This is a genomic window from Rhodoferax sp. (assembly GCF_030646845.1).
Lineage (GTDB): Bacteria > Pseudomonadota > Gammaproteobacteria > Burkholderiales > Burkholderiaceae_C > Rhodoferax.
In genome coordinates this window covers 1-26,832 of record NZ_JAUSLE010000062.1, presented here as the reverse complement: position 1 = coordinate 26,832, position 26,832 = coordinate 1, and the positions used below count along the sequence as shown (strand labels likewise).

The 26,832-nt window shown below is 58.5% G+C and carries 26 protein-coding genes; 5 read left to right on the top strand and 21 right to left on the bottom strand.

Features of this window, described 5'->3' with window-relative positions; genetic code table 11:
• Window positions 1–6 precede the first annotated feature (6 nt).
• The 8 genes from ispG to Q7T10_RS14880 form a co-directional block, all read right to left on the bottom strand.
• Window positions 7–1,281: a flavodoxin-dependent (E)-4-hydroxy-3-methylbut-2-enyl-diphosphate synthase gene (ispG, locus tag Q7T10_RS14915; RefSeq protein WP_304749737.1), complete on the bottom strand. Its 1,275-nt coding sequence runs from the start codon at window positions 1,279–1,281 to the stop codon at window positions 7–9.
• Window positions 1,281–2,234, bottom strand: a complete 954-nt coding sequence (locus Q7T10_RS14910) for a helix-turn-helix domain-containing protein (RefSeq protein ID WP_304749734.1) — start codon at window positions 2,232–2,234, stop codon at window positions 1,281–1,283. Before Q7T10_RS14910 ends, ispG begins: the two co-directional genes overlap by 1 nt.
• On the bottom strand, window positions 2,227–3,063 hold the full coding sequence (gene pilW / locus Q7T10_RS14905) for a type IV pilus biogenesis/stability protein PilW (protein ID WP_304749731.1): 837 nt from the start codon (window positions 3,061–3,063) through the stop codon (window positions 2,227–2,229). Before pilW ends, Q7T10_RS14910 begins: the two co-directional genes overlap by 8 nt.
• A gap of 3 nt (window positions 3,064–3,066) precedes the next feature.
• Window positions 3,067–4,215, bottom strand: a complete 1,149-nt coding sequence (rlmN, locus tag Q7T10_RS14900) for a 23S rRNA (adenine(2503)-C(2))-methyltransferase RlmN (protein WP_304749800.1) — start codon at window positions 4,213–4,215, stop codon at window positions 3,067–3,069.
• A gap of 86 nt (window positions 4,216–4,301) precedes the next feature.
• A complete protein-coding gene (gene ndk / locus Q7T10_RS14895) occupies window positions 4,302–4,727 on the bottom strand; it encodes a nucleoside-diphosphate kinase (protein WP_304749728.1) in 426 nt (141 codons plus the stop codon).
• A gap of 148 nt (window positions 4,728–4,875) precedes the next feature.
• On the bottom strand, window positions 4,876–6,285 hold the full coding sequence (locus tag Q7T10_RS14890) for a pseudouridine synthase (protein ID WP_304749726.1): 1,410 nt from the start codon (window positions 6,283–6,285) through the stop codon (window positions 4,876–4,878).
• Entirely contained in the window at window positions 6,282–6,974 is a 693-nt protein-coding gene (gene scpB, locus Q7T10_RS14885; protein WP_304749723.1) for an SMC-Scp complex subunit ScpB, read from the bottom strand. Before scpB ends, Q7T10_RS14890 begins: the two co-directional genes overlap by 4 nt.
• 130 nt (window positions 6,975–7,104) lie before the next feature.
• Window positions 7,105–8,115: an RluA family pseudouridine synthase gene (locus tag Q7T10_RS14880; protein ID WP_304749720.1), complete on the bottom strand. Its 1,011-nt coding sequence runs from the start codon at window positions 8,113–8,115 to the stop codon at window positions 7,105–7,107.
• A gap of 14 nt (window positions 8,116–8,129) precedes the next feature.
• Here Q7T10_RS14880 and Q7T10_RS14875 point away from each other — a divergent pair, with 14 nt between their 5' ends.
• On the top strand, window positions 8,130–8,936 hold the full coding sequence (locus tag Q7T10_RS14875) for an outer membrane protein assembly factor BamD (protein WP_304749718.1): 807 nt from the start codon (window positions 8,130–8,132) through the stop codon (window positions 8,934–8,936).
• On the opposite strand, the gene Q7T10_RS14870 is transcribed toward Q7T10_RS14875, so the two are convergent.
• Both Q7T10_RS14870 and Q7T10_RS14865 read right to left on the bottom strand, forming a co-directional pair.
• Window positions 8,905–10,911 (bottom strand): ATP-dependent DNA helicase, encoded by a 2,007-nt coding sequence (locus Q7T10_RS14870; RefSeq protein ID WP_304749715.1) that lies wholly within the window; start codon window positions 10,909–10,911, stop codon window positions 8,905–8,907. The two genes, Q7T10_RS14875 and Q7T10_RS14870, sit on opposite strands and share 32 nt — an antisense overlap.
• Before the next feature lie 3 nt (window positions 10,912–10,914).
• Window positions 10,915–11,118, bottom strand: a complete 204-nt coding sequence (locus Q7T10_RS14865) for a YdcH family protein (protein WP_304749712.1) — start codon at window positions 11,116–11,118, stop codon at window positions 10,915–10,917.
• 114 nt (window positions 11,119–11,232) lie between these two features.
• Here Q7T10_RS14865 and Q7T10_RS14860 point away from each other — a divergent pair, with 114 nt between their 5' ends.
• Window positions 11,233–11,994 (top strand): PP2C family serine/threonine-protein phosphatase, encoded by a 762-nt coding sequence (locus Q7T10_RS14860; protein WP_304749709.1) that lies wholly within the window; start codon window positions 11,233–11,235, stop codon window positions 11,992–11,994.
• 46 nt (window positions 11,995–12,040) lie between these two features.
• Here the strand turns inward: Q7T10_RS14860 and Q7T10_RS14855 are convergent, their stop codons facing one another.
• The 10 genes from Q7T10_RS14855 to Q7T10_RS14810 all read right to left on the bottom strand — a co-directional run bounded on the left by Q7T10_RS14855 (window position 12,041) and on the right by Q7T10_RS14810 (window position 24,591).
• Window positions 12,041–12,661 carry a hypothetical protein gene (locus tag Q7T10_RS14855; protein WP_304749707.1) on the bottom strand — a complete coding sequence of 207 codons (621 nt, stop codon included), beginning with the start codon at window positions 12,659–12,661 and terminating at the stop codon, window positions 12,041–12,043.
• The gene (zapE, locus tag Q7T10_RS14850; protein ID WP_304749704.1) at window positions 12,658–13,755 is read right to left on the bottom strand and encodes a cell division protein ZapE; all 1,098 of its coding nucleotides are present in this window, start codon (window positions 13,753–13,755) and stop codon (window positions 12,658–12,660) included. The genes Q7T10_RS14855 and zapE overlap by 4 nt, the downstream gene beginning before the upstream one ends.
• A gap of 84 nt (window positions 13,756–13,839) precedes the next feature.
• Window positions 13,840–15,267 carry a dihydrolipoyl dehydrogenase gene (gene lpdA / locus Q7T10_RS14845; RefSeq protein ID WP_304749701.1) on the bottom strand — a complete coding sequence of 476 codons (1,428 nt, stop codon included), beginning with the start codon at window positions 15,265–15,267 and terminating at the stop codon, window positions 13,840–13,842.
• Window positions 15,268–15,355: 88 nt separating this feature from the next.
• Window positions 15,356–16,612 carry a 2-oxoglutarate dehydrogenase complex dihydrolipoyllysine-residue succinyltransferase gene (gene odhB / locus Q7T10_RS14840; protein WP_304749698.1) on the bottom strand — a complete coding sequence of 419 codons (1,257 nt, stop codon included), beginning with the start codon at window positions 16,610–16,612 and terminating at the stop codon, window positions 15,356–15,358.
• Window positions 16,613–16,634: 22 nt separating this feature from the next.
• On the bottom strand, window positions 16,635–19,502 hold the full coding sequence (locus Q7T10_RS14835) for a 2-oxoglutarate dehydrogenase E1 component (protein ID WP_304749695.1): 2,868 nt from the start codon (window positions 19,500–19,502) through the stop codon (window positions 16,635–16,637).
• A 183-nt stretch (window positions 19,503–19,685) separates the two neighbouring features.
• Window positions 19,686–21,581: a propionate--CoA ligase gene (locus Q7T10_RS14830; protein ID WP_304749693.1), complete on the bottom strand. Its 1,896-nt coding sequence runs from the start codon at window positions 21,579–21,581 to the stop codon at window positions 19,686–19,688.
• A 101-nt stretch (window positions 21,582–21,682) separates the two neighbouring features.
• The gene (locus tag Q7T10_RS14825; protein ID WP_304749690.1) at window positions 21,683–22,285 is read right to left on the bottom strand and encodes an isochorismatase family protein; all 603 of its coding nucleotides are present in this window, start codon (window positions 22,283–22,285) and stop codon (window positions 21,683–21,685) included.
• Between the two features lie 102 nt (window positions 22,286–22,387).
• Window positions 22,388–23,086, bottom strand: coding sequence for a TetR/AcrR family transcriptional regulator (locus Q7T10_RS14820; RefSeq protein WP_304749687.1), 699 nt, complete (start codon window positions 23,084–23,086; stop codon window positions 22,388–22,390).
• A gap of 172 nt (window positions 23,087–23,258) precedes the next feature.
• A complete protein-coding gene (locus Q7T10_RS14815) occupies window positions 23,259–23,561 on the bottom strand; it encodes a hypothetical protein (protein ID WP_304749684.1) in 303 nt (100 codons plus the stop codon).
• Window positions 23,562–23,610: 49 nt separating this feature from the next.
• Window positions 23,611–24,591 carry an MDR family oxidoreductase gene (locus Q7T10_RS14810; protein ID WP_304749681.1) on the bottom strand — a complete coding sequence of 327 codons (981 nt, stop codon included), beginning with the start codon at window positions 24,589–24,591 and terminating at the stop codon, window positions 23,611–23,613.
• 99 nt (window positions 24,592–24,690) lie between these two features.
• Here Q7T10_RS14810 and Q7T10_RS14805 point away from each other — a divergent pair, with 99 nt between their 5' ends.
• The 3 genes from Q7T10_RS14805 (at window position 24,691) to Q7T10_RS14795 (ending at window position 26,597) form a co-directional block, all read left to right on the top strand.
• Window positions 24,691–25,269 carry a C40 family peptidase gene (locus tag Q7T10_RS14805; RefSeq protein WP_304749678.1) on the top strand — a complete coding sequence of 193 codons (579 nt, stop codon included), beginning with the start codon at window positions 24,691–24,693 and terminating at the stop codon, window positions 25,267–25,269.
• A gap of 130 nt (window positions 25,270–25,399) precedes the next feature.
• Window positions 25,400–26,023 carry a hypothetical protein gene (locus Q7T10_RS14800; RefSeq protein WP_304749675.1) on the top strand — a complete coding sequence of 208 codons (624 nt, stop codon included), beginning with the start codon at window positions 25,400–25,402 and terminating at the stop codon, window positions 26,021–26,023.
• The gene (locus Q7T10_RS14795) at window positions 25,992–26,597 is read left to right on the top strand and encodes a 3'-5' exonuclease (protein ID WP_304749672.1); all 606 of its coding nucleotides are present in this window, start codon (window positions 25,992–25,994) and stop codon (window positions 26,595–26,597) included. The genes Q7T10_RS14800 and Q7T10_RS14795 overlap by 32 nt, the downstream gene beginning before the upstream one ends.
• Window positions 26,598–26,687: 90 nt before the next feature.
• On the opposite strand, the gene Q7T10_RS20830 is transcribed toward Q7T10_RS14795, so the two are convergent.
• Window positions 26,688–26,832 (bottom strand): hypothetical protein (locus Q7T10_RS20830; protein ID WP_370653779.1); only part of this gene is annotated, 145 nt, incomplete at its 5' end.

The following is a 26,832-nucleotide window of genomic DNA, read 5'->3' as shown; positions in this document are numbered from 1 at the left end:
ATTCATTCAAAACGTAGCGACAGTCGCATGCGTACCAAAACGGCGTTCAACATAGCTCTCGACAATCTTCTGAAACTCTTGCGCAATCGTGTCCCCGCGCAAGGTCAATCGCTTTTCGCCATCAATGAACACAGGCGCGGCTGGGGCCTCCCCGGTGCCCGGCAGACTGATCCCAATGTCAGCGTGCTTGCTTTCACCGGGCCCATTCACGATGCACCCCATGACCGCAACCTTCATTTTTTCAACCCCTGGGTATTTCTCGCGCCAGACTGGCATTTGCGCCCTCAGAAAGTCTTCAATCTGCTTGGTGAGCTCCTGAAAAGTGGTGCTGGTAGTGCGACCACAGCCTGGGCAGGCGGTCACGCTGGGAACAAATGACCGGAGTTCGAGGGCCTGAAGAATCTCACAGGCGATGACAACCTCCTGCGTTCGGGCTTCACCCGGCTGCGGTGTCAGGGAAACACGAATGGTGTCACCAATACCCTCCTGCAGCAGAATGGACAGTGCCGTGGCGGACGCCACGGCTCCTTTGGTCCCCATTCCGGCTTCGGTCAATCCCAAATGAAGCGGGTAGTCGCAGCGTCTTGCCAATTCACGGTAGACCGAAACGAGATCCTGCACACCACTGACCTTGCATGACAGGATGATCTGGTTCTCATCCATGCCCATTTCTGCGGCACGGCGAGCTGACTCAATGGCGGACGTGATCAAGGCTTCATACATGACCGGCTTGGCATCCCACGGCGTGGCGCGGCGACTGTTCTCATCCATCAGACCGGCCAGCAACTCCTGGTCCAGACTTCCCCAATTCACCCCGATGCGAACGGGCTTGCCCCACCGCATCGCTGCCTCGACCATCAGACCAAATTGCCTGTCGCGCTTGTCGCCCTTGCCGACATTGCCCGGGTTGATCCGGTACTTGGACAAGGCTTGCGCACAAGCGGGAAAATCAATTAACAACCGGTGTCCGTTGTAGTGGAAGTCGCCAATCAGCGGGACGTCAATTCCCATTCGGTCAAGCTGCTCCCGAACGTGCGGCACGGCTTGCGCCGCCTCCGGCGTATTGACGGTCAGGCGCACCATTTCAGAACCCGCAAGCGCCAATTCCTTGACCTGAATCGCTGTGCCGATGACATCGACAGTGTCCGTATTGGTCATCGACTGAACGCGCACGGGTGCATCACCACCCACAGTCACCACCCTTGCCCCCCAGACCACTCGAGCCTGGCGTGAGCGCCGCGCTTTGGGCGTTGCAGCCTCAATTGGCAAAAAAGATCCCACTATTTCACCTCAAAACGAGCAACATTGTCTCTGGCCACCCGCGTCAAATCAAATGGCTTGCCACGAACCTCGACGACAGTGGTGTCAGCCCGCCCGACCACCACAGAGAGCGGCACGGCACCGGACGCGCCAATCACGTCGCCATCTGCCATGGTCTTGCGCAACTGCACGACGCCACTGGCGTCCACCACTTCAACCCAGGATGCTCCTCGCGCCTTGAAGACGACCAGACCCGACGTCGCACCTGACCCAACCACGGTGACTGGCAGTGCAGTCGCCGCAGCACCCTGCATTGGCGAGGCCGTGGCCGTGGCCGCGGATGCGGATGCCGGCTCAGTCGCCAACGACGCAACTGAATCGGAAGCCGTCAAACTGGGAGACTGGACCGGGACCGCCACCTCCACTGGCGCCGGACTATCCGTTGCCTGTGGCGCTGGGGCCGACTGGGAGACGCCGACTGGAGCCACCTCGGACCGCTGACCACTGGCGATTTCAATTCGCTGCGCGAAGGGAAAGAATACAAGCACCAACACGCCAAGCAGAAGGGCCAGGACAGCCAGAACAACAGGCTTGGAAAGTTGATCCCAAAAAGTCAGACCTGACGCATCGCTGGATGCCCGGAACGGGACGTTGATTCCAGAGGCGTCTGTTTTGAGGTGTGTCGCGGTGGTGTGCGGCAATCTCGCCAGAATCGGTTCCGGATCAATTTTCAGGGTCCGACAGACGCTGGAGGCCAACGCGCGAACAAAGACAATATCCGGCAACAGATCAAATCGGTCTGTTTCGAGCGCTTCGAGCTTTTTGACTGGGACCTTCAGGGCGACAGCCAGGGCCGCAATGTGCAAGCCAGCCGCTTCGCGCGCTTTTCGCAGCATCGCGCCGCCAGATATCTGCGCCATTGAATCCTGGGCAGATGCCCGATCATCAGACGACGGCAAAACACTCTCACTCATCGAAGGCCCCCCGCTGGTACGCGCCAGCCTCATGCGAGCGGGGAAAACGCTTCTCCAGCTGTGCGCCGAGCTGCTGCATGGCTTCGCGATTTCCCAAACGTTGCTCCACCTTGACCCCCAACCAGAGAGACTCAGCGTTTGCAAGTTCACTGTTGTTCAACCGTCGCACATAAAACTGGGCACGAGAATAGTCGCCTCGCTGGAACAATAAAGTCGCCAGGTTGTAAGCCGTAATTGGGTTCCCCGCATCAAACTCGTAGGACTTCAAAAGGCTGATCTCGGCATCCCCTCGCTGTCCGGCTCTGATTTGACACAGGCCCTGCGCCCTGAACGTCTTGGCACGCTCGCCATATTGCGGGTTTAAGAGCGCCTGGGAGAAAAGCTGCAGGGACTCAGGGTATCTCGCCTGCTGACACAACAACCAGCCCAGGTTATGCATGACGTTCGAATCCCGTGGGCTAATCGTCAATGCCTTTCTGAAACTCTCCTCGGCGAACCGAAAATCGTTGAGACGCATATAGATCAAGCCACGCAAGTTGTACGCTTCGCCGTAGGTCGGATCCGCAGCAATGGTCTGTTTGAGTTCATCCAGGGCAATTGTTGTCTGCCCCTGCTCAAAATAGCCAACCGCCAGTTCGAGCCGAATACGTGCGCGCTTTCGTGCATCCGACTCGTCCGAGTCGGTGACCATTTCCGCCGCGCTACCCCCCGGCCCTGACCCGTCCGTTCTCGAAGCGCAGCCGGAAATGCCAGTCAATCCAACGACCAGCATACAAACACCAAATAACCATCGCCTGGTTTGTAGCCATCCTGCCGCATTCATATTCATGCCTCAAGTCTCCTTGACTTCCTTGTTAATCGTCGCAACCGGCTTCAGCATGAATGTACGTTGCCGCACAATTCGGTCGCTGACGCCAGTACGATCTTTCACGTCGCCCGCCAGTTGGCCACAGGCCGCGTCAATATCATCGCCGCGCGTCTTGCGTATTGTCGTGACAATTCCGGCCTCACTCAAAATCCTGGCAAATGCCTGGACTTGTTCTGGCGACGATCGAATCAAACCAGACTCTGGAAAAGGGTTGAAAGGAATCAAATTGAACTTACACCAAACACCCCCGCTGGAGTGCTGACGGACCAGACTCACCAACTCACGGGCATGCTCTGCCTGGTCGTTGACGCCATCGAGCATGCAGTATTCAAAAGTAATGAAATCGCGCGGCGCATGAGCCAGATACCGATTGCAGGCGTCCATCAACTCGGCAATGGGGTATTTGCGATTCAGCGGCACCAGGTTATCCCGCAAGGTGTCATTTGGCGCATGCAAGGACACGGCCAAAGCGACCGGACAATCCTGGGCAAGACGATCCATCATCGGCACCACACCCGAAGTCGAAACCGTCACCCGCCGCCGCGACAATCCGTATCCATGATCATCCAGCATGACGCGCAGTGCCGGGACCAATTCGGAATAGTTCTGCAGGGGCTCACCCATTCCCATCATCACCACATTCGAGATAACGCGATCATCGCGATGCAAATGCTTTCGCAAAAAATGCTCTGCAAACCAGAGCTGCGCGACAATTTCACCCGTTCTCAAATTTCGACTGAATCCCTGATGCCCTGTGGAACAAAATCGGCACCCCACGGCGCAGCCTGCCTGGGAAGAAATGCACAAAGTACCCCGATCGTCTTCAGGAATGAAAACGGCCTCCACCGCATCACCACCGCCGACATCAAACAACCACTTGATCGTACCGTCTGACGAGATGTGCTGCGAGATGACGTCCAGCGCCTTCACATGCGCGCAAACTTTAAGCTTCTCGCGCAAGGATTTTGCGAGATCACTCATATCATCAAAGCTGGACGCGCCCTTCTGATGAATCCACCGAAATAGCTGGACGGCGCGATAGCGTTTTTCACCCAGCCGCTCGCAAAAAACGGCCAGACCGTCAAGGTCGAAATCGAGCAGATTGGCCATCATCGCATTCGCACGGCTCAGCGCCGCCCCAAGCGCACTGCCGCCAACGTAGTGGGCAGCCAAACGCAGTGGAGCGCGCAGGTCATTTCTTAGCGGGAATAGACGTTCATGCCGGGGAAGAAGAAGCTGACTTCCACTGCAGCGGCTTCAACAGCATCGGAGCCGTGCACCGCATTTGCATCAATGCTGTCAGCAAAGTCAGCGCGAATGGTGCCGGGTGCCGCTTTTTTCGGATCAGTCGCACCCATGAGGTCGCGATTTTTCAAGACGGCATTCTCACCTTCGAGTGCCTGGATCATGACAGGACCGGAGATCATGAAGTCAACAAGATCCTTGAAGAAGGGACGCTCCTTGTGCACTGCATAAAAGGCTTCCGCCTCGCCACGAGACAAGCGCACCATTTTGGCAGCAACAACCTTCAGACCGGCGGCCTCGAAACGTGCGTAAATCTGGCCGATTACGTTTTTGACAACGGCATCGGGCTTGATGATGGAGAGAGTACGTTCGATAGTCATGAGTATTTCCTGAGCTTGAGATGTTAATTTCTGCCCATTGGGCAAAGCCTTGAATTTTAACCGCTACACCACAAGAATTGATCTGTGCCGGGAAAATTCCATACAAAGCAAATTGTCGGCAGCAGCTAGTGGGCAATACGCGCGCGCCCTAGCGCCCCCGTCCGCCTCGTCGCTGGCCGCCACCCGAGCCCCCGCCCCCACTGCCCCCGCGCCTTTGACCCTGATCCTGGCGCTGCCGGGTGAAACTATCCGCACCAATGTAGCCAAATGCCGTTTTCATCGGGTCGGGCTGCCCGGCCCCGCCTTGGCGGTCACCTGGCTCGGAACGACTGTTGCGTCCCTGACCGGATCCGGACGGTACCCCTTGACCCATATCTTTACCGCCACCTGCAGCCGCATTGCGCTGCCCGGTTCCAGAGCTTCGCGGTCCGTTGCCACGGACCCCTCGACTCCGATTTCGCGGGCCGGGCTTCTGACCGGGCCCATCGCGCCGTGACCCATCCGGTTCAACCTGACCTCCCTCTTCTCCACGCGCCCGGGAAGTACCCGTTCCGGCAGCCTGCATCAATGACCGGATATCGCCCTCATCCAACTCCATCCACGCGCCACGCTTGAGACCACGCGGCAGCACCATGGCGCCATAGCGGATCCGGATCAACCGACTCACCGCGTGCCCGACGGCCTCAAACATACGGCGAACCTCCCGGTTGCGGCCCTCGGAGATCGTGACACGGTACCAGCAGTTCGAGCCCTCGCCCCCGCCCTCTTCGATCGAGCCGAATTGAGCCATTCCATCGTCTAATTTGACGCCGTCAAGCAGCTTGTGCTTTTCATCCTTGCTTAAGGCCCCCAATACCCGGACGGCATATTCCCGCTCCAGGCCGAACCGGGGATGCATCAAGTTGTTTGCGAGTTCCCCGGAGCTCGTGAACAACAACAAGCCTTCGGTATTCAGGTCCAGACGCCCCACCGATTGCCACTTACCTTGAAACAGTTTGGGCAACCGACGAAACACGGTTGGACGATTTTGTGGATCGTCATGTGTCACAACTTCACCAACTGGCTTGTGATAGGCGATGACACGTGCAGGCGGCGCTTCAATTCGAAACCTGATCGGCTTGCCATTGACTTTGACGTGATCGCCAAACTGTATCCGCTGGCCAATATGGGCCGGTTCATTGTTGACCGTGATTCGGCCCTCCATGATCAACTGCTCCATCTCCAGCCGTGATCCCATGCCGGCCTGTGCCAGGACTTTGTGCAATTTGGGCGTTTCAGCCAGCGGCGCCAGCACCCGTTTGACTGGCACCAGGTCTTCGATTTCTTCATCCGCGTCAAATTGACCGGACACGACGTCATCAAAACGGATCCCAGTCGTCGCGGACTCCGGCTTCTTTTTACCTTCCTGCGGTGGCTTTGGCGCCAGGCCAGGTTTCGAGCTTTCGCCATCGCCCGATTCGTCACTGACCGCGGCCTGCTCCACCATTGCCGGCATATCCGGCTGGCGCAAAGATTCCACTTTTGTTTGAGCGGACGTGTCGTCGCTGTTTGCGGTCATGGTTGAGTCCCAGTGAAGATAAATAATTCGCCGTCAGAACTGATGTCACCCGTCGCAACTGCTTCGGTCGCAACACCACCATCATTCAAGGCCGCGTCAAGCGCCGCAGGAATGTCAAGTTCGGCCTGGAAGGCCGGCTCACTCGCGATAAGCGTCTCCATGAGGCCAGCCTGCTGGGTTGGCGTATCGAGCAAGGGTAGCTGATCGAGGGACTCAAGCCCCAGATCGTCCAGAAAATGCTTGGTCGTTGCAAAAAGCGCCGGACGTCCGATTGCTTCGCGGTGACCGATGACTTCAACCCAGCCTCTGTCTTCCAGTTGCTTGAGAAGAAGCGAATTCACCGTCACACCCCGTATGTCTTCAATATCGCCGCGCGTAACGGGCTGCCGGTAGGCAATGATAGCCAGCGTCTCCAGCGTCGCACGAGTATAGCGAGGGGGTTTTTCGGGGTGCAACCGATCGAGATACTCTCTCATTTCAGGCCGACTTTGAAAACGCCACCCGGTGGCGACGCTGACCAACTCCACCCCACGCTGCGCCCAGTCCTGCTGCAGTTCCTGCAACAATGTTTTGAGCGTGTCCAAGCCCAACCCGTCGTCAAACAGCACACGCATATCGCGTACCAGCAAGGGTTGCTGCGAGCAAATCAAGGCGGTTTCTAGTACGCGCTTGGCATCCGCCGTATTCATGGTTTTTGCAATTCCGGGAAAGGCACCATCAAGGTGAAAAATCAGTACGATTCATTGGGGCGCGGCAGGCAGATTGATGAATCTGCAACGCGTACCCCGGCTGGCCGCCGGGGCGCTGGTTATAAAACCACTAGTTTTCATTGTAACGCAGAGCCCACTTGCTCAATGCCTGATTCAAATCAACGGGCAGGATGGCCCGAAAGTCCATGGCCTTCTGCGTCACAGGATGGACAAAAGAGAGCCGGCAGGCATGCAGCGCCTGCCGCTGCATGCCTGCCGCTGGGGCGCCCCCATAGAGTTCGTCAGCCACCAGAGGATGCCCAATTGATGCCATATGAACGCGAATCTGGTGGGTTCGGCCGGTATGCAAGGTGCAGCGAACCAGACAACCCTGATCGCAGTTTTGAAGCAGTTCAATATCTGTTCTGGCCGACTTTCCGGGACTTTTCGTCAAATCAACCACCGCCATTCGCAGCCGGTTGCGCGGATCCCGGCCTATGGGCGCATCAACTTCGCGAGTACGGCTGCCTGTCCAGGGTCGATGAGCCAGCGCCACATATTGTCGGCCGACCTCTCGCGCGGCGATTGAGCGGACCAGAGCATCCATCACTGGACGCGTCCGGGCTACCACCATCAAACCGCTGGTGTCTTTATCCAGTCGATGAACAATCCCGGCGCGCGGCAAGTTCATGGCCTGCGCGTCATGGGCCAGCAAGCCATTCAGTAGCGTGCCTTTCCAGTTGCCAGGTGCCGGGTGCACGACAAGACCTGCTGGTTTGTTGATCACCAACAAATACTCATCCTCATACGCAAACTCCAGCGCCATAACTTCCGGCTTGAACGCCTGACTCTGAGGTGTCGGACGCAATTCAATGGCCCCAAGATCTCCGGCCTTGACCCGGGAAGATGGTTTCCGCGCCACCTTCCCATTGATCGTGACACCATCCAGATCAACCAGTTGCTGCAGATAGCTGCGCGAAAACTCTGGCACCAACTCAACCAAGGCTTGGTCAAGTCGCAGTCCATGCTGAGCCTCGCCGAAAACCAGGTGGCGTAACTCGGCCTCCGGCCCGGCATCTGCCCGATCCTCAGGATCTTCGCCATCGAGCTCGCCCGATATAATCAATTCGGTATTTTTCAAGAAAGTTGTCCCTCATGCTTCGAGCCAAATTATCGGTTGTCTGCGCCTGGTCGCTGGCAGGTACAGCTTTGCTGCTGGCAGGGTGTTCGTCCACCCCGGAGGACAAGACGGCCGCGTGGAGTCCCAACAAGATCTACGCCGAGGCCAAAGATGAATTGAGTTCCGGTGGGTACGACAAAGCCGTCACGCTGCTTGAAAAACTCGAAGGTCGTGCTGCGGGAACACCTTTGGCGCAGCAAGCCCAGCTTGACAAAGCGTACGCTCATTACAAGGCGGGCGAGGCTGCGCAAGCCATTGCCACACTGGATCGATTCATGAAGCTGCACCCGGCCAGCCCGGCGCTGGACTACGCCTTGTACCTCAAGGGCGTCATTAACTTCAATGACGACTTGGGCATGTTCTCATCCATTACCCGCCAGGATTTGGCGGAACGGGACCAGAAGGCCGCCAAGGAATCCTTTGAGTCCTTCAAGGAGTTGGTTACGCGCTTCCCGGCCTCCCGTTATGCGCCAGACGCCAGCCTGCGCATGACCTACATTGTCAACTCACTGGCCCAATACGAAGTCCATGTCGCGCGTTATTACTTTGAGCGGGGCGCCTATGTGGCAGCCATCAACCGGGCACAAATCGCGGTGTCCGACTATCAAGGCGTTCCCGCCGTTGAAGAGGCGCTGTTCATCATCGTCAAATCATATGACGCGCTCGGCATGAACCAGTTGCGTGACGATGCGAAGCGAGTACTCGAAAAGAACTATCCCCAGACGGAATATCTGACCCGTGGCTTCAGAGTCAAATCGGATCCGTGGTGGAAGGTCTGGTAAGCGCTTTGAGTACCTCGATCAACTCGTCTTCCGAGTTGATTTTTCGCATGGGCGGCAATGCCGCCAGCAGCCGTCGGCCGTAGCCCATGAGGGCGAGTCGTGTATCGCAGACTACGAGAACACCGCGATCGGATTCGCGCCGAATCAATCGACCCGCGCCTTGCTTGAGGGCGATGGCTGCTTCGGGCAAAAAGTAATCATTGAATACGCTGCGACCCATCGCCTCCAAACGCTTGGAGTGTGCCTCCACCAGCGGATCATTGGGTGGTGGGAAAGGAAGCTTGTCAATGATGACCAGCTGTAACGCGTCTCCGGGTACATCCACGCCCTCCCAGAAAGATGCGGACGCCACCAAAATGCAACCAGCCCGGCCGCCCTGGTCGCCCTGGCGAAATCGATCCATCAATTCCCGTTTTGGTTGTTGCCCCTGGACCAGCACTTCCAGGTATTTTGAATCAATGAAATGGCGCTGCAATGCCTCGCTGACGGTATGCAACGCCCGCAGGGTGGTCGTCAGCACCAGTGTACGGCCTCCAATCACGGGCGCTGCCCTCGCAACAAAAGCCGCCACTTGTGCGCTGTGGCCGGGGTCACTTGGCTTCGGCAAATGCAGTGGCACATAGACCGCGGCTTGCCTGGAATAGTCAAACGGACTGCTGACTTTCAGAATCTCGGCGTCACCAAGGCCACAGGGCTCGGTAAACCAGCGCAGCTTCGGGTCGGCACCCAAGGTCGCGGAAGTAAATATCCATGACCGCTGCGAGCCATCGTCTTCCATCGGTTTGATCAGTCGGGTCTGGACCGTCTGCGCAATATCAAGCGGCGATTCAACCAGTCTAAGCTGTGCGCCGACATCAAGCCATCGCACGGCGTCGTGTTCGCAGGAGCCGGAAAACAATTCCAGTCGTTCGATAAATGCGCTGACACGTTCGCTCAAGCGAACCAGGTCAGGTGCAATTTCACTGAACGTGTCCAACGCCAGCATGGCGCGGGTACAGGCCGCGTGAAGTGTGCCCAGTGCATCACTCCATTCGGACACATTCACCTGCTCAGGTGCGTCCCCCACCCAACGCAGCTTGGTGCCTGGATAGACCTTACCCACAACCAGACGCAAATCACGCGCGGCGAACTCGGTATCTGATGCCAATTGCTGCCAATCAACCAGTCCGCGCGCATGCTGCAGGCCACAGATGAGCAGGTCACGTGCAAAGTCCAACAACTGCCCTGTGGTCAACTGCTTACCCAGAAACTGCACGCCCGTTTCATTGAGCTGGTGCGCTTCATCAAAGATCACCGTCCGGACAGACGGCAGTAATTCGGCCATACCGGATTCGCGAACTGCCAGGTCAGCAAAAAACAAATGATGGTTGATGACGACTACATCTGCCGCCAGCGCCTCCCGCCGAGCCTGGTTGACATGACAGCTACGAAACCGGGGGCACTGAGACCCCAGACAATTGTCCCGTGAAGAGGTAACAACCGGGATCACCGGCGAGCGTTCATCGAGACCAGGCAACTCTGCCAAGTCGCCCGTACGAGTGACCTGCGCCCACGCCTCGATCTTGGCCAGGGTCCGCGCAACGATGCGGTCAGGAAGATCCGGGTCATGCCGGGCGATTTCCAGACGATGCAGGCACAAGTAACTGCCACGGCCTTTGAGAAGAGCAGTGCGTACCGGCAGGCCCAGGGCCTCGATCAGAAGGGGCAGGTCGCGACCAAACAACTGGTCCTGCAGTGTTTTGGTCGCTGTTGAAAGCAGCACACGCGTACCACTCAGCAACGCCGGCACAAGATACGAAAAAGTCTTGCCAATGCCGGTACCCGCCTCGACGACAAGCACACCTCCGTGGTCGATAGTGCGTGCAATTGCCATTGCCATCTCAGTTTGCCCATCCCGGGGTCTGAACTCTTCGACCGCGCGCGACAACAAGCCGCCGGGCGCGAATGTCTCGCGAACAAGGTCCTGCAGACTCATCCGTCAGGCGGGCTGGTCAGGGGTCAATACCCGCTCAACTCGCGCGATCTCATCGCGCAGACCCAGGCGCCTTTTCTTCAGCCGCCGCATCAGCAGCTCATCCACAGGGCGCTCGCCATTTGCGCGGTCAATCATGGCATCAAGATCGCCGTGTTCTATGCGCAACTCAATCAGCCGACGCTCGGGAGAATGCAGGTTGGTGTCCAAAATGTCAGTAAGGGAAAGTAACTGAATCAGTCGAGCAGAATGTTTTCATAAGTTGGCTCGATAATACGGCTTCCAAACACATTTATTGGGGTCTTCGCTTTTTAGCTAATCAATATGACCAAAGGCTACCGACTCACCGCATCGACAGGCATTCATAAGGGTGACCGTGACTACCAGCAGGATCAGGTCATTTTGCTAAGCCATTCGCGAGTCAGCGGATGTGTGCTGGCCGTCCTGGCAGATGGCATGGGCGGGCGCAGTGGCGGACGCAAAGCGTCCGACCAGGTCATGATGACGGCCAGGCAGCTATTTGAGCGCTACTCTCCCGAGACGGATGACGCGGCAGCGGCTCTGATGCAGCTGGTACAGGAAGCCCATATGGTCATTAAATTGACTGCCATTTCATCGGAAGAAGAGCCCCACAGCACGGTGGCGGCGTTCTTGGTCAACCCTGGCGGTGACTGCTACTGGGCTCATGCCGGTGACTCACGGATATACCATTACCACGGCAACAAACTGATCAAGCGCACCATGGATCATTCCTACGTTCAAGCGCTGGTCAACCGGGGAGAGATCACCGAGGAGGAAGCAGGCGTTCATCCCCAGTCGAATATTCTCATGGGATGCCTGGGAACGGAAGGCGACCCACCGGTAGATGTCCATTTCATCCCCAAGCTCCGTGCAGGTGACGTTCTCATGGCCTGCAGCGACGGCGTCTGGCATTACTTCAACACGGCTGAAATCGGGTCGATCCTCTCCACCCTTTCAGCACGGGAAGCAACCGAGTTCATGATCGAAAAGGCGCGCTCCCGAGGGCAGGGTGGTGGCGACAATCTGTCCTTGGTAGTGGTCAAGCTGGAGCCTCTGGGCTCCTGATTTCCGCCCCGCGCCCGCAGCCAAGGCCTGCGTGAACGGATTGGCGTCAGGGAGTGGGCGGCAAAGGTTTTGGCGGCGTCCCTGATTTCTCGCTTCTGCTTTTTTCCCTACTGGCGCGGTGCTCCTGCGCTTCCCGCAGTTTTTCCTTGTATTGCCTCTGTTCTTCGGCAATTTCATCCGCTGTACGCCCCTGCTCCACAGTTTTTGGCATGCTTTTTCCTAGAGGCTGACCGGACTTCGCATTCTGGGCAGCCGCCGCTTTCTGGCTTGCACGATCCTCTCTCTCTTGCTGAGCCTCGCGGGCACGCAAGCGGCTCGCGGCTTCTTCCTCCAGCCGCTGGGCTGAAGACCTCTCCTCAATCCGCTCAATTTGCTCCTGCGCTTTTCGCTTGCGCTCAGCAGCGTTGATTGCCACCTCCTGACGGCGAAGGTCATCAAGTACCTCACGCCGACGGACACGGACTTCGCGCAGACAATCCGTCACGGCAAACCTTGCATAGCACGCAGCATCTTCTCCTGCGAAGCGCGCCTCTGCACGCGTCCGATCCGCCTGAATTCGACGAAGCTCACCCTCAATGTCCAGCGATGGCGTGGCAGCATCCGACAACTGCGCGAAGGTGGGCACGGCCAGAAGGAGCAACACCAGTACGGAAAACAGTTTCTTCATGTCAAACGAGTGTCTACGACACGACGCTCCAAAGCTAAAAATTCACTGGATTGCATTTCATTCAATCGGGAAACCGTCCGGGGAAATTCATGGGCCAGAGGACCTTCTGTATACAACGTTTCCGGCGCTACTGCCGCCGACATGATCAGCTTGACCCGTCTGTCATAAAGCACATCCACCAGCCAGGTGAAGCGACGCGCTTCAGATGCCATGCGCACCGGCATATGGGGGACATCACTCAAGAGGACTGTATGGAACTGAGTCGCGATTTCCAGATAGTCGTTTTGCGAGCGCGGTCCCCCGCACAGTGTCTTGAAATCAAACCATACCAATCCACCTGCCTTGCGGCGAGCCTGAATCTCCCTGGCCTCAATATGCAATACGGGATCTTCATCCTGCGTCTCTGCCAAGCGGTCAAATGCATCGTTCATCGCGGCATCGGCCGCGGGGCCGAGCGGCGTATGGTAGAGCTTGAGTTGCTCCAGCGTGCGGCGGCGGTAGTCCGTTCCGTTGTCCACGTTGATGACTTCCAGATTCTCATTCAACAACGCAATCGCAGGAAGAATCCGGTCACGGTGCAAGCCGTTGGGATATAGATCATCAGGTTTGAAGTTGGAAGTGGTGACCAACCCCACGCCGTTCTCGAACAGTGCCGCCAACAAACGATGCAGAATCATGGCGTCCGTGATGTCGGCGACATGAAACTCGTCAAAACAGATCAGCCGGTATTTCTTGGCAATGCGTTTGGCCAGCACATCCAGCGGATTGACTGTACCCCGAAGGCCCGCCAATTCGCGGTGAATCTCGCGCATGAACTCGTGAAAATGCAACCGGGTCTTGCGCTTTAGCGGGACCGCACCAAAGAAACAATCCATCAAGAAGCTTTTGCCCCGCCCCACTCCGCCGTACATATAAACACCGCGCGGAATGTCGGGGCGATTGATCAGCTTTTTCAGCGCGTTGGAGCGTCGCTCCTTGAAGAGCGCCCATTCTTGCGCGCAACGATCCAGCGCATCGATGGCACGCAGCTGCGCCGGGTCCGCCGTGTAGCCACGAGAGGCTAGCTCGGCTTGATAGGCTTGTTTCACGCTCACGGACACACTCTGATTCGCTATGAATTTAGTAGCTGTTTGCGCACTGCAGATGAGCGCAAACAGCCGGGTTCATATGCAGGCAAATCAAAGATTCAGTGTGCGTTTTTCCACCGCAAGCGCGGCTTCCTTGGTCGCCTCGCTCAAGGACGGATGCGCATGGCAGATGCGCGCGATATCTTCACTGCTGGCCCGGAACTCCATCGCCACCACGCACTCTGCGATCAACTCGCTGGCCATGGGGCCCACGATATGCACACCCAGAATTTCGTCCGTTGTCGCATCGGCCAGCATTTTGACCATGCCGGTCGTGTCGCCCAGAGCACGTGCGCGCCCATTCGCAGAGAACGGGAACGTGCCCGCCTTGTAGGCACGACCCGCCGCTTTCAGCTGCTGCTCGGTCTGCCCGACCCAGGCAATCTCGGGGCTGGTGTAAATCACCCAGGGGATGGTGTTGAAATTGACGTGGCCATGCTGGCCCGCAATGCGTTCGGCGACCGCCACACCTTCTTCCTCCGCCTTGTGCGCCAGCATCGGTCCACGCACCACGTCACCAACCGCCCACACACCGGGCAAGCTGGCGCGGCACTCATCGTCCACAACCACCGCACCACGCTCGTCGAGCTTCAGTCCGACCGCTTCCGCGTTCAGGCCGATGGTATTGGGTATGCGCCCGATGGACACAATCAGCTTGTCCACGTCCAGCGTCTGGGCTTCGCCCTTCGCGTTGGTCCAGGCCACACTCACGCCCTTTTTGCCCGCCTTGATCTCGCCGACCTTCACACCCAGTTCGACTTTGAGCCCTTGCTTGACGAAGGCCTTGTATGCTTCCTTGGCGATCTGTTCGTCCACTGCGCCCAGAAACGTGGGCAGACCTTCCAGAATCGTGACGTCAGAACCCAGACGCCGCCAGACCGAGCCCATCTCCAGCCCGATGACACCGGAGCCAATCAGGCCAAGTCTTTTCGGCACCACGCCGATGCGCAATGCGCCGTCGTTGGAGAGGATCATTTCCTCATCAAACGGCGTACCGGGCAAAGCCCGGGCATTGGAGCCGGTCGCGACGATGATTTGCTTGCCCACCAGAGTCTCTTCAGCCATACCGGCCACCTTGATCTCGTAGCCGCCATCGACCGCCTTCACAAAGGAGCCCCGCCCGTGGAAGAAACTGACCTTGTTCTTCTTCAAGAGATACTGGATACCGTCGTTGTTCTGTTTGACCACGGTGTCCTTGCGCGCCACCATCTTGGCCACGTCCATGCTCACGCCGGTGGCCGTGATGCCGTGCTCGGCAAAATGCTTGTTCGCGTGCTCGAAATATTCTGACGACTGCAGCAACGCCTTGGACGGAATACAGCCAATGTTGGTGCACGTGCCGCCCAGTGCCGCAGCGCCCTTGCTGTTCTTCCACTCGTCGATGCAGGCGACGCTCATACCCAGCTGCGCAGCACGAATAGCGCCGATATAGCCACCGGGACCACCGCCGATGACGATCACGTCAAATTGTTTACTCATGAGAATTCCAGTCAATCAGTTGAAGTAAGACCCACCGACGGCAAGGACCGCCAGTCCAGCCACTTGGGTGGGTCTGTCAGGCATGCGTTTAAATATCGAACAGCAGGCGGGCCGGATCTTCCAGCGCTTCCTTCATGGCGACCAGGCCCAGTACAGCTTCGCGGCCGTCGATGATGCGGTGGTCGTAGGACATGGCGAAGTAGTTCATGGGGCGCACCACCACCTGGCCGTTCTCCACCATGGCGCGGTCTTTGGTGGCGTGCACGCCCAGGATCGCAGACTGTGGTGGGTTGATGATGGGGGTGGACATCATGGAACCAAAGGTGCCGCCATTGGAGATGGAGAACGTACCGCCGGTCATCTCTTCGATACCGAGCTTGCCGTCCTTGGCCTTCTGGCCATACTCAGCAATCTTCTTCTCGATCTCGGCAAAGCTCATCTGATCGGCGTTGCGCAGGATGGGCACGACCAGGCCACGGGGCGAGCCAACGGCAATACCGATGTCAAAGTAGCCGTGGTAGACGATGTCGCTGCCGTCCACCGAAGCATTCAGCACGGGGAATTTCTTCAGGGCATGCACCGCCGCCTTGACGAAGAAGCTCATGAAGCCCAGCTTCACGCCGTGTTCCTTCTCGAAACGTTCCTGCATGCGCTTGCGCATTTCCATGACCGGCGCCATGTTGATTTCGTTGAAGGTCGTCAAGATCGCGTTGGTGGACTGCGACTGCAACAGCCGCTCCGCCACGCGAGCACGCAAGCGGCTCATGGGCACGCGCTGCTCGGGACGCTCACCCAAAGACACCGCCGGCGCTGCAACTTGAGGCAATAAAGTGGTCGTAGCCCTCGCCGGCATTGCCGCAGCAGCTACAACTTTAGGAGCAGCGGCGGAGGCCACAGCGCCCAGCACATCACCTTTTGTCACGCGACCATCTTTGCCAGTCCCAGCGACGGAACCAGCGGCAAGCTGGTTGTCCGCCATCAGTTTGGCGGCTGCTGGCATCGCTACCCCCGCCATGGAGGTGCCCGCCGCAGGGGCAGTCACCGCGGTGGCTGCAACGGCCACTGGCGCAGCCGCAGTGGCTGACACTGCCGCGCCAGGCTTGGCTTCAGTGTCAATGCGGGCAATCAACTGTTCGGCAGCCACGGTGGCACCGTCTGCCACCACCAACTCAACCAGCACGCCAGCAGCGGGGGCCGGGACTTCCATCACAACCTTGTCAGTTTCGACCTCGATCAGGATCTCGTCGATCGAAACCGCGTCACCCACCTTCTTTTTCCACTGCAACAGGGTGGCTTCTGCCACTGATTCCGACAATTGCGGAACTTTCACTTCTACGATAGCCATATCGATTCTTTCGGTAAATATATTATTTGGACAGGACAAAGCCTTTGAGCTTGGCAAACGCGCCGTCAACCAGCGCTTTTTGTTGCTCCTGGTGCAGGTGCGAGTAACCCACGGCCGGTGAGGCGGAAGCTGCGCGACCCGAGTAGCCAAGCTTCTGACCTTCGAGCATGTTTTCGTGGATGTAATGCTGCACAAAGAACCAGGCACCCTGGTTTTGCGGCTCATCCTGGCACCACACGATGTCAGTCGCATTGGGGTATTTTTTGAGCTCGGTCGCAAACGCTTTGTGCGGGAAGGGATAGAGCTGCTCGACGCGCAGAATGGCGACGTCATCCGCACCCTTTTCTTCCCGCTTTTTCACCAGGTCGTAATACACCTTCCCAGAACAGGTCACCACGCGCTTGACCTTGTCCGCCTTGAGCGCCTTGTTCTCCGGGATCACCGTCTGGAAGCCCCCTTTGGTGAACTCGGACAATGGGGAGGCTGCATCCTTGTTGCGCAACAGCGATTTGGGCGTGAAGATGATGAGCGGCTTGCGCAGATTGCGCACCATCTGCCGACGCAGCACATGGAAGATCTGGCTGGCCGTGGTGGGCTGCACGATCTGCATATTGGTGTCGGCCGACAACTGCATGAAGCGCTCCAAACGCGCCGAGCTGTGCTCAGGGCCCTGGCCTTCGTAGCCGTGCGGCAACATCATGGTGATGCCATTGACGCGCCCCCACTTCACCTCGCCGGACGCGATGAACTGGTCGATCACCACCTGAGCGCCGTTGGCGAAGTCGCCGAACTGGGCTTCCCAGATAACCATGGAGTTCGGATCGGTGGAGGCGTAACCATATTCAAAGCCAAGCACCGCCTCTTCCGACAGGATGGAGTCGATGACGACAAACGGGGCTTGGCCCTCCGCCACATTTTGCAGAGGCACGTAGATGCCCGTATCCCACTTTTCACGCTTCTGATCGTGAATCACGGCGTGACGGTGTGTGAAAGTGCCCCGCCCGGAGTCTTCACCCGACAAACGGATCGGGTAGCCGCTGGCCACCAGGGAAGCGAAAGCCATGTGCTCGCCCATGCCCCAGTCCACCGGGATATCGCCCCGCCCCATGGCAGCACGGTCATCAAACACCTTGCGAACCAGTTGGTGCGGCGTGACGCTCTCGGGAATGGTCGTGATCTTTTCAGCCAGACGCTTCCACTCAGACATGGGAATGGCGGTGTCACCCGCGTCAGTCCATTTGTTGCCCAGGAAAGGCGTCCAATCGACCGCGTACTTGCTCTTGAAGTTGCTCAGTACCGGGTCCACCGTGTGCTTGCCCGAGTCCATCGCTGCGCGATAGCCCCGGACCATGTCGTCGCCCAGAGTCTCGCCCAAGCCCTGCGCCGCCAGCTTGTCGGCGTACATCTTGCGCGTGCCCGGATGCGCGGCAATCTTCTTGTACATCAGCGGCTGTGTCAGCGCCGGGGTGTCTTGTTCGTTATGGCCCAACTTGCGGAAGCAGGTGATGTCCAGCACCACGTCCTGGCGGAACTCCATGCGGAATTCAAGCGCCAATTGCGTCGCCAGCACCACCGCTTCAGGATCGTCTCCATTGATGTGCAACACCGGAGCCTCAACCATCTTGACGATGTCGGTGCAATACACCGAGGAGCGCATGTCGCGCGGGTCGGAGGTGGTGAAACCAATCTGGTTGTTGATGATGATGTGCACCGTGCCGCCCGTCGTGTAGCCACGCGTCTGGGCCAGGGCCAGGGTTTCCTGGTTGACGCCCTGTCCACCAAAGGCGGCGTCACCGTGCACCAGCACGGGCAGCACCTGGCTGCCCTTGGGGTCCGCCCGGCGATCCATGCGTGCGCGCACCGAGCCCTCGACCACGGGGTTCACGATCTCCAGGTGCGATGGATTGAACGCCAGGCTCAAATGGACCGGACCGCCTGCGGTGGACACGTCCGAGCTGAAGCCCTGGTGGTACTTCACATCGCCGCTCGGCAGATCTTCAGGTGCCGTATGGTCAAACTCGGCAAACAGGTCGCCAGGCATCTTGCCCAAGGTATTGACCAGCACATTCAACCGACCGCGGTGGGCCATGCCGATCACGATTTCCTGCACGCCTTTGGCGCCCGCCGATTGAATCAACTCGTCCATGGCGGCAATAAAGCTCTCGCCACCTTCGAGGGAAAATCGCTTCTGCCCCACGTACTTGGTGTGCAGGAATCGCTCCAGGCCCTCGGCTGCCGTCAGGCGATCCAGAATGTGCTTTTTCTTGTCAGGGCCGAAGCTGGGCTTGCTGCGAATGCTCTCCAGCTTTTGTTGCCACCAGCGCTTTTGATTCTGGTCGCTGGTGTACATGTACTCGGCGCCAATAGTGCCGCAGTAGGTCTCACGTAGCGCGTTCATCAACTCGCGCAAAGACATGGTTTCTTTGCCGAAGAAGGTGTTGCTGGTATTGAAAACGGTTTCCTGGTCAGCATCGCTGAAGCCGTAGAAAGAAGGATCGAGCTCAGGAATGTGCGCGCGCTCGGTGCGCTTTAGGGGGTCAAGGTCGGCCCAGCGCTGGCCCACGTTTCGGTAAGCGGCAATGAGCTGCTGCACTGCCGTGCGCTTGCGGCCCATCTCAACATCAACATTGGCCACCACCACTTTGGTGCCACCGCGTTTGGCACGCTCGGCAAAGGCGTTGATCACCGGCTGGTGCGGAACGTCTTTGGCGTTGCTGCCATCGACCGCTGGCACATGCTGCAATGCATCGAAATAGTCACGCCAGGTGTCAGGCACGCTGCCGGGGTTGGCAAGATAGTTTTCGTACATCTCTTCGACGTACGGCGCGTTGCCACCAAACAGATAGGTGTTTGCCTGATAGGCGTTATAGATCGAGTTTGTCTCACTCATTTTCCGCTGACCTCCGTTCCCCTTCAGGGAACATTAGCTGGTTAAAGCTGTTGTTTGATTAACCTTCCGCGTCACGGCTGAACCGTTTGGCGGATGCGACTGTGGCGTTGGAAGGGCCTAGTAACTCATGCAATTGTGCCATCAAAGAGGCACTGAACAATAACGTTGGTGTTTGGCGCCAACCTAACTCGCCATCAAATCCCTGATCTGCTGCAGCGCCGCCGGGTCGTCCATGGTCGTCAAATCGCCAGGATCGCGCCCTTCGCACACCGCCTGGACGGCCCGACGCAACAGCTTGCCGCTACGGGTTTTCGGCAGGGTGCTGACAAACCGCACGCGCGCCGGTCGGGCCACGGCACCCAAATCGTTGTCGACGAGCTTCATGATCTCCCCCTCGAGCTTCAGGCGCGCCGCGTCATCGCCCAGCAGACTGGCGTCCTTGACCACGGCAAAGGCCATGGCGACCTGCCCTTTGAGTTGATCCGCCACCCCCACCACCGCCACCTCGGAAATGTTGGGGTGGGCCGAAATGCTCTCTTCGATCTCGCGGGTACCCAGGCGGTGTCCGGCCACATTGATCACGTCGTCGGTGCGCCCCAGGATGAAGAAGTAGCCATCCGCGTCGCGAATGCCCCAGTCAAAGGTGCTGTACACCAGTCGGCCCGGCACGCTGGACCAGTAGGTCTTGACGAAGCGCTCGTCGTCACGCCACACGGTTTGCATGCAGCCCGGGGGCAGCGGACCTTCGATGGCGACCACGCCCTTCTGGTTGGGACCGGTCAACTCCTCGCCGGTCTGGTCATCCAGCAGCTTGACGTTGTAGCCATAGACGGCCTTGCCCGGTGAGCCGAACTTGGTGGGCATCGGCTCCACACCATTGCATAGCGAGAGAATCGGCCAGCCGGTCTCCGTCTGCCAGTAGTTGTCGATGATCGGCTTGCCCAGCCCCTGGCTGATCCACTGGGCCGTCGGCTCATCCAGGGGCTCACCGGCCAGAAACAAAGCGCGGAGGCTGGAGAGGTCATATTTGGTGAGCAAAGCCGGGTCCTGCTTTTTCAGCACCCGCACCGCAGTGGGTGCACTGAACATCACGGTGACTTTGTACTTCTCCACCAGACTCCACCAGATCCCGCCATCCGGACGGGTGGGCAGACCTTCGTACATGATGGTGGCCATGCCCGCAATCAGGGGACCATAGACGATGTAGCTGTGCCCCACCACCCAGCCGATATCGCTGGTGGAGAAATAGGTTTCGCCGGCATTGCCGCAGTAAATGTGCTTCATGCTGGCCGCCAGCGCCACGGCATAGCCACCGGTATCGCGCTGCACGCCTTTGGGCTTGCCCGTGGTGCCGCTGGTGTACAGCGTGTAGCTCGGGTGCGTCGCGTCCACCCACTCACATTCCACCACCGTGTTCAGGTGTTTTTGCCGCAATGCCCCCCACAAATGGTCGCGTCCAACTACCAGATTCATAGCAGACAACCCGCGATCAACCAACAGCACCGCACCGGGCTTGTGGCTGGACAAGCGGATGGCTTCGTCCAACAGGGGCTTGTAGGCCACGGCCTTGCCGCCACGCGAACCGGCGTCGGCGCTGATCACCAGCTTGGGCTCCGCGTCTTCAATACGCGAAGCCAGCGAGCCTGAGGCAAAGCCGCCAAACACCACCGTATGAATAGCGCCGATGCGTGCGCAGGCCAGCATGGCAAACGCAGCTTCGGCAATCATGGGCATGTAGATAAGCACCCGGTCGCCCTTTTGCACACCCAATTCTTTGATCGCCGCCGCCATGCGCTGAACTTCCGCATGCAGTTCGCGGAAGGAATAGACCTTTTCCTGATTGGTCTCGGTGGAGACGAAAATCAGCGCCGCCTGATCAGGCCGATCCTTGAGATGGCGGTCCACGGCGTTGTGGCACAGATTGGTGGTACCGCCCACAAACCATTTGGCAAATGGCGGATTGCTGTAGTCGCAGATTTGCTGGGGCTGCGTTTTCCAATCGACTAGTTGGGCCTGTTCGGCCCAGAAGGCATCACGCTCATTGAGAGAGCGGCGATAGAAATCGGCATAGGCGGTCATTGTTGGTCTCCAGTCGGGTCGGTAAACTGAATTCATAATTATGAGCAGGCAGCTTGCTACAGCCTGACTTGGCCCACCAATCCGCGCAGGGCGGCTGAACGCTACTTGATCAGGGCCTGAACTGCCTTGAAAGCGGCATGTTCGGCCGTACGCAGCCACTCGAACGCCACCATCTCGGTCGTTACCAGCTCCGCCCCGGCGCCCGCCAGACGGTCAAACGCGGCATCCCGGTTGCGTTCGGTGCGCGAACTACACGCATCGGTGACCACCCAGACATCAAACTCGTCTTCCAGCAAGTCGAGGGCTGTCTGCAACAAGCAGACATGGGCTTCACAACCAGCGATCACCACCGTGTTTCGCTCCGGCACATCGGCCGCGGGCTTTTGCAGGTGCTTGGGCAAGCTGCGGGCATTGCCCGCCACGGGCTTGGCCGGAGGCCGAAGCCATTCGCCCAGGCCCTCTTCAACGCCGCTGAAATGCATCTTGCTCAAGGTTTGATTGCACAACGCCTTGACCTCGGCCAGATTCTCACCCAGTTTGGACGGGTTCTGTTCTGTGCCCCACACGGGAACCGCCATCAACCGCGCCAGTTGCCCCAGACGCACAGCGTTGGCGACCACCAGGGCATCTTCAAAAATGGCAGGCATCAGGCGGATCTGGTAGTCCACCAGAACGAGTTGGGATTCAGCGGCGTCTAGCAGCATGGCAATCTTTCTAAAGAGGTTGGACCAATTCGGGCAATGCCTGATTAGACCGCAGGCGCAGGCAAAAGGACAGGTGATCGGATCAGATCACGGTACCGGAGGCTACTCAAACAGACTGACCTGCGCCTGTGAGTCGGACTCTGCGCCCTCGGTTTGCAGCACATCAACCGCTCCATTGCAGCGCACAAGCAGCTGCTCCAGATACAGCTTGAACAAAGCCTGCGCAGGCTGCCCAAGTAGCCCGGTAGGCTGCAACAGCAGCAGGCCCACGCCATGCGCGAACAGGGCGGTCGATTCGCGCGTGGCTTGCACCGGGTTCAGGCCCATCTCCAGCAACGCCGCCTTTCCGGGCAACAGTGCTTCGAGCAGGCGCCCATGGATGCGGATGATTTCCGATTGCGGATCGGGGGAGTTATCGGGCCCGCTTGCCAACGCGCGTGGCCTCATGCGCTGCAGCAGGTGAAAGGCCAAATCCAGATCGCGTGGGTTGTTGGCACAAAAGCCGAACCAGGCCAGCGACTTGCTCAGCAAGGTTTTGTCCGGCTTGTTTTTGACCACCCTCGCCTGCGCCACCGACGCGTTCAAACGTTCAAGGGACTCCGCCAGCAGCGCTTCAAAGATGGCCTCCTTGCTGTCGAAATAGGAATAAATCGCCCCTGGCGTATAGCCCGCCCGCCTGGCGATGTCGCGGATGTTGATCCCTTCCATGCCAACATCGGCAAACGCGGTACGCGCAGCGTCAAGCACCAATGCCCGACGTGTATCGATCATGGTCTGCTTTCGCTGGTGTTTGGCTTGCATGGGGAAACTATAGCCCAGAGTCCCCACAACGATCATTTAATTGAACCGCGTAACTATTAATTAAACATTGTTCATTTTTTTAATCGAACGCGCAATTTATTGAACTTGGCATACAGCGCGATCCTGCACCCGTCACAAACCATGACTGCCCGGTCGGCGAACGGCGGCCCTCTTAAACCCCGATGTCAAACCACGCGTCATCCATATAGCGATGCGGCCCGAAGGCGGCCGTCATGGCGGCGGACTCGGCGGCTTGCCACTGGTCGAACACTTCCCGCTCAGCGGAAGTCAGTGCATCCAGATCCGGGGCATCGCCGTAGGTGCCCACGATCTGCAGGTAAGCGGCATAGGTGGGGACCACGAGGCTGGCGTCACCCAACGCGGCATCCAACGCACGGCGAAAGCGTTGTTCGGCTTCGCGGCGCGCGGCATCGGAGGCCTCTTCAGACGTTCTGAGAGTCAGGGTGTAGCTCATTGATGGATTGTCGCCCGTTGCCACGATTCGGCCTGACCGCCCGGCAAACTCAAAGGCCGGTCTTTACGACCACCCGGCCCCGCACCTGGCCCGCCATGAGCGCATGCGCCCTGCCAATCGCACCTTCAAGCGAAACCTCTTCAATCATCGACTCCAGCAGGGTGGCGTCGAGGTCGCGTGCCAGGCGCTCCCAGGCACGCTGCCGCTTGGACAGCGGGGCCATGACCGAATCAATGCCCGCCAGCGTCACACCACGCAGAATAAAAGGCATAACCGTGGTGGGCAGGTCCATACCCTGAGCCAGCCCGCAGGCGGCCACCACGCCACCGTAACGGGTTTGCGCCAGGGCGTTGGCCAGGGTGTGCGACCCGACGGCGTCCACTACCCCCGCCCAGCGCTCTTTCTGGAACGGTTTGCCGGGGTTGGCAAGCAACGCGCGGTCGATGATGCTGGTGGCGCCCAGCGACTGGAGATACGCCGCTTCACCCGCTTTGCCGGTGGCTGCCACTACCGTGTAGCCCAGCTTGCCCAGCAAGGCGATCGCCACACTCCCCACTCCGCCGGTGGCACCGGTAACCAGGATCTCGCCCGCATCTGGTTGGATGCCATGATCTTCCAGCGCCATGACGCACAGCATGGCCGTGTACCCTGCCGTGCCGATGGCCATGGCCTGGCGCGGGGTAAAGACGGTTGGCAGTTTGACCAGCCAGTCGCCCTTGAGCCGCGCTTTCTCACTCAGGCAGCCCCAATGCGTCTCACCCACGCCCCAGCCGTTGTGAACAAATATGTCGCCCGCTTTCCATCCCGGATGACTGGACTCGATCACTGTGCCTGCGCCATCGATGCCAGCCACCATGGGCCAGTTCCGCACTACCGGGCTCTTGTTGGTGATGGCGAGTCCATCCTTGTAATTGAGGGTGGAGTAGGCAACGGCGACCGTGACGTCGCCCTGCGGCAGCCGTGATTCGTCCACCTGCTGGACCGATGCCGTGAATCCGTCAGCGTTTTCCAACAACAGTGCTTTGAACATGCGAAACCTCAAAAATATAAGAAAATCAATAAGTTAAGCGACTAATTTAAAAAATGCTTTAACTTGACAGCACGCTTGACCTGCAAGTATCCTACCCCCATGCGAATCCCCGCCGCCCTCATTGCCATTTTGTTTGCCGTCAGTGCACAGGCCAGTCCTCCCGGGGCGGTCGATGACATGGACCAGCTTCTGGCGGACAAAGGTCTGTTGGCGCGGATTGACCACGTGCGGCACTCCGTCAGCGAAAAAGCATCTGAACTGGTCGTTACGGCCATCGGCTTTCTGGGTGTGCCCTACCGGCGTGGCGGCAACACGGCAGAGACCGGCTTTGACTGCAGCGGCTTCGTCAGGGCCATGTACCAGCAAACAGTGGGTCTGATCCTTCCTCGCAAAGCCGAACAGCAAGCCGCCGCCACTGCAAAGATCGATCGCGCTGAATTGCAGCCCGGCGATCTGGTTTTTTTCAACACCATGCGGCGCGCCTTCAGCCATGTCGGCATTTATGTCGGCGAGGGCAAATTCATCCATTCGCCCAAGCCTGGTGCCGAAGTGCGGGTAGAGAGCATGGGCGTAGCGTACTGGAACCAACGTTTTGACGGCGCCCGACGGGTGCAAAGCACCGCATCAGAGACACCAAGCCTTCAGGCCGCCCAGGCAACTGAGCCTGCCGTACGCTAAATTCAGCCTGCTTGCTATCTTTTCAATAGCGTTAAATGCCCATTACACGTGGGCTAGAGGCTGAAAATCCCTTTAATATTTGGCCTTTGCGCCCTATCGGGCTGGCATTCATTGCCGGCACAGGAATCCCATGAACGATCGAATTTCCCAAATACTGGCCCAAATGGCAGCGCTTGAAGGTGATCTGCGCACCGCCGTCCAGGAACAGGAAGGCAAGATGTTCTTCCAGATCAAGGGCAAACGGGTGGAATTCGAGGCTTCGGTAAAAGCTGCGCACCGCAAACTCAAGAAGAACTTCTTCCGCTGGCTGGTTACCAACCGCCCGCAGAACCTGATTACCGGGCCAATCATTTACGGCATGATCTTTCCGCTGATGATGCTGGACCTGTGTGTCAGCTTCTACCAGTGGGCCTGCTTCCCCATCTACGGCGTGACCAAGGTGCGACGCGCCGACTACATCGTGTTTGACCGGCATCAGCTCGGTTACCTCAATTTCATCGAAAAATTCCACTGCACCTACTGCGAATATGGCAATGGGCTGATGAGTTACATGGCCGAGATTCTGGCGCGCACCGAAGAGTATTTTTGCCCGATCAAACACGCGCACAAGATTCTGGGAACGCACGCCCACTACAACCGGTTTCTGGACTACGGTGACGCCGCCGACTACGAAGCCCGGCTGGAGGAATACCGCGTCGCCCTTGGCAAAAAGAAAGAAGCCCATGCTGCGTCTCCCCTCACCGACCAAAGATGAAATAGCGGGACTTGAACCCCTGAGCCGCCTCGGGCTGGACAGCATCGTCGTCGTCTCGACACGGCAGCAGGCCGACCAGGCATTGCAGGCGCTTGAGGCGAGCACGGTACTGGGGTTTGATACCGAGTCCAAACCGACATTTGCCAAGGCGGAGGTATCAGAGGGGCCGCACGTCGTGCAGTTTTCCACGCTGCACATGGCTTATGTCTTCCAGTTGCATGACGCCGGCTGCTGCGAAGTTGTTTCAACGCTGCTGGTATCGGAACGCATCACCAAGGTCGGGTTTGGCCTGGCCGGTGACCATGTACAAATCATGCGCACCTTGGGCGTGCGTCCCAAGAATGTGCTCGATCTCAATGTGGTTTTCAGGGAAAAAGGCTACGTCAAAGAGCTTGGCGTCAGGGGCGCGGTGGCGGTCATGTTCAACCGGCGATTCCTGAAGTCAAGGAAAGCCACCACCTCCAACTGGGCCAACCGGCAGCTGTCGGAAAGCCAGATCGTCTATTCCGCCAACGACGCCTGGGCGGCGATCAAGGTCTTTCACGCGCTTGAGTTGCCGTCAAGGCCTGTCTGAGGCCACGCTCTGCCCGACTAGAGTTTTCCCGGCAAAGTAAGCAGCCGTGACGGTGAGAGCCCGGGCGCGAGCATTAGCTTGTTATGTGCGCTATTTCCGCGCCGGCGGCAAATCCGTGCAGCTGCCATGCGCCACTTCCGCCGCCATGCCGATGGATTCCCCAAGCGTCGGATGCGGGTGGATAGTCTTGCCGATGTCCACGGCATCCGCGCCCATCTCGATCGCCAGTGCAATC

Excerpts from the sequence above, each read along its gene's own strand:
- Q7T10_RS14910 (WP_304749734.1), bottom strand. The coding sequence starts at position 2,234 with ATGAGTGAGAGTGTTTTGCCGTCGTCTGATGATCGGGCATCTGCCCAG.
- pilW (WP_304749731.1), bottom strand. The coding sequence starts at position 3,063 with ATGAATATGAATGCGGCAGGATGGCTACAAACCAGGCGATGGTTATTT.
- rlmN (WP_304749800.1), bottom strand. The coding sequence starts at position 4,215 with ATGATGGCCAATCTGCTCGATTTCGACCTTGACGGTCTGGCCGTTTTT.
- ndk (WP_304749728.1), bottom strand. The coding sequence starts at position 4,727 with ATGACTATCGAACGTACTCTCTCCATCATCAAGCCCGATGCCGTTGTC.
- Q7T10_RS14890 (WP_304749726.1), bottom strand. The coding sequence starts at position 6,285 with ATGACCGCAAACAGCGACGACACGTCCGCTCAAACAAAAGTGGAATCT.
- scpB (WP_304749723.1), bottom strand. The coding sequence starts at position 6,974 with ATGAATACGGCGGATGCCAAGCGCGTACTAGAAACCGCCTTGATTTGC.
- Q7T10_RS14875 (WP_304749718.1), top strand. The coding sequence starts at position 8,130 with ATGCTTCGAGCCAAATTATCGGTTGTCTGCGCCTGGTCGCTGGCAGGT.
- Q7T10_RS14870 (WP_304749715.1), bottom strand. The coding sequence starts at position 10,911 with ATGAGTCTGCAGGACCTTGTTCGCGAGACATTCGCGCCCGGCGGCTTG.
- Q7T10_RS14860 (WP_304749709.1), top strand. The coding sequence starts at position 11,233 with ATGACCAAAGGCTACCGACTCACCGCATCGACAGGCATTCATAAGGGT.
- Q7T10_RS14855 (WP_304749707.1), bottom strand. The coding sequence starts at position 12,661 with ATGAAGAAACTGTTTTCCGTACTGGTGTTGCTCCTTCTGGCCGTGCCC.
- lpdA (WP_304749701.1), bottom strand. The coding sequence starts at position 15,267 with ATGAGTAAACAATTTGACGTGATCGTCATCGGCGGTGGTCCCGGTGGC.
- odhB (WP_304749698.1), bottom strand. The coding sequence starts at position 16,612 with ATGGCTATCGTAGAAGTGAAAGTTCCGCAATTGTCGGAATCAGTGGCA.
- Q7T10_RS14835 (WP_304749695.1), bottom strand. The coding sequence starts at position 19,502 with ATGAGTGAGACAAACTCGATCTATAACGCCTATCAGGCAAACACCTAT.
- Q7T10_RS14830 (WP_304749693.1), bottom strand. The coding sequence starts at position 21,581 with ATGACCGCCTATGCCGATTTCTATCGCCGCTCTCTCAATGAGCGTGAT.
- Q7T10_RS14825 (WP_304749690.1), bottom strand. The coding sequence starts at position 22,285 with ATGCTGCTAGACGCCGCTGAATCCCAACTCGTTCTGGTGGACTACCAG.
- Q7T10_RS14820 (WP_304749687.1), bottom strand. The coding sequence starts at position 23,086 with ATGCAAGCCAAACACCAGCGAAAGCAGACCATGATCGATACACGTCGG.
- Q7T10_RS14815 (WP_304749684.1), bottom strand. The coding sequence starts at position 23,561 with ATGAGCTACACCCTGACTCTCAGAACGTCTGAAGAGGCCTCCGATGCC.
- Q7T10_RS14810 (WP_304749681.1), bottom strand. The coding sequence starts at position 24,591 with ATGTTCAAAGCACTGTTGTTGGAAAACGCTGACGGATTCACGGCATCG.
- Q7T10_RS14805 (WP_304749678.1), top strand. The coding sequence starts at position 24,691 with ATGCGAATCCCCGCCGCCCTCATTGCCATTTTGTTTGCCGTCAGTGCA.
- Q7T10_RS14800 (WP_304749675.1), top strand. The coding sequence starts at position 25,400 with ATGAACGATCGAATTTCCCAAATACTGGCCCAAATGGCAGCGCTTGAA.
- Q7T10_RS14795 (WP_304749672.1), top strand. The coding sequence starts at position 25,992 with ATGCTGCGTCTCCCCTCACCGACCAAAGATGAAATAGCGGGACTTGAA.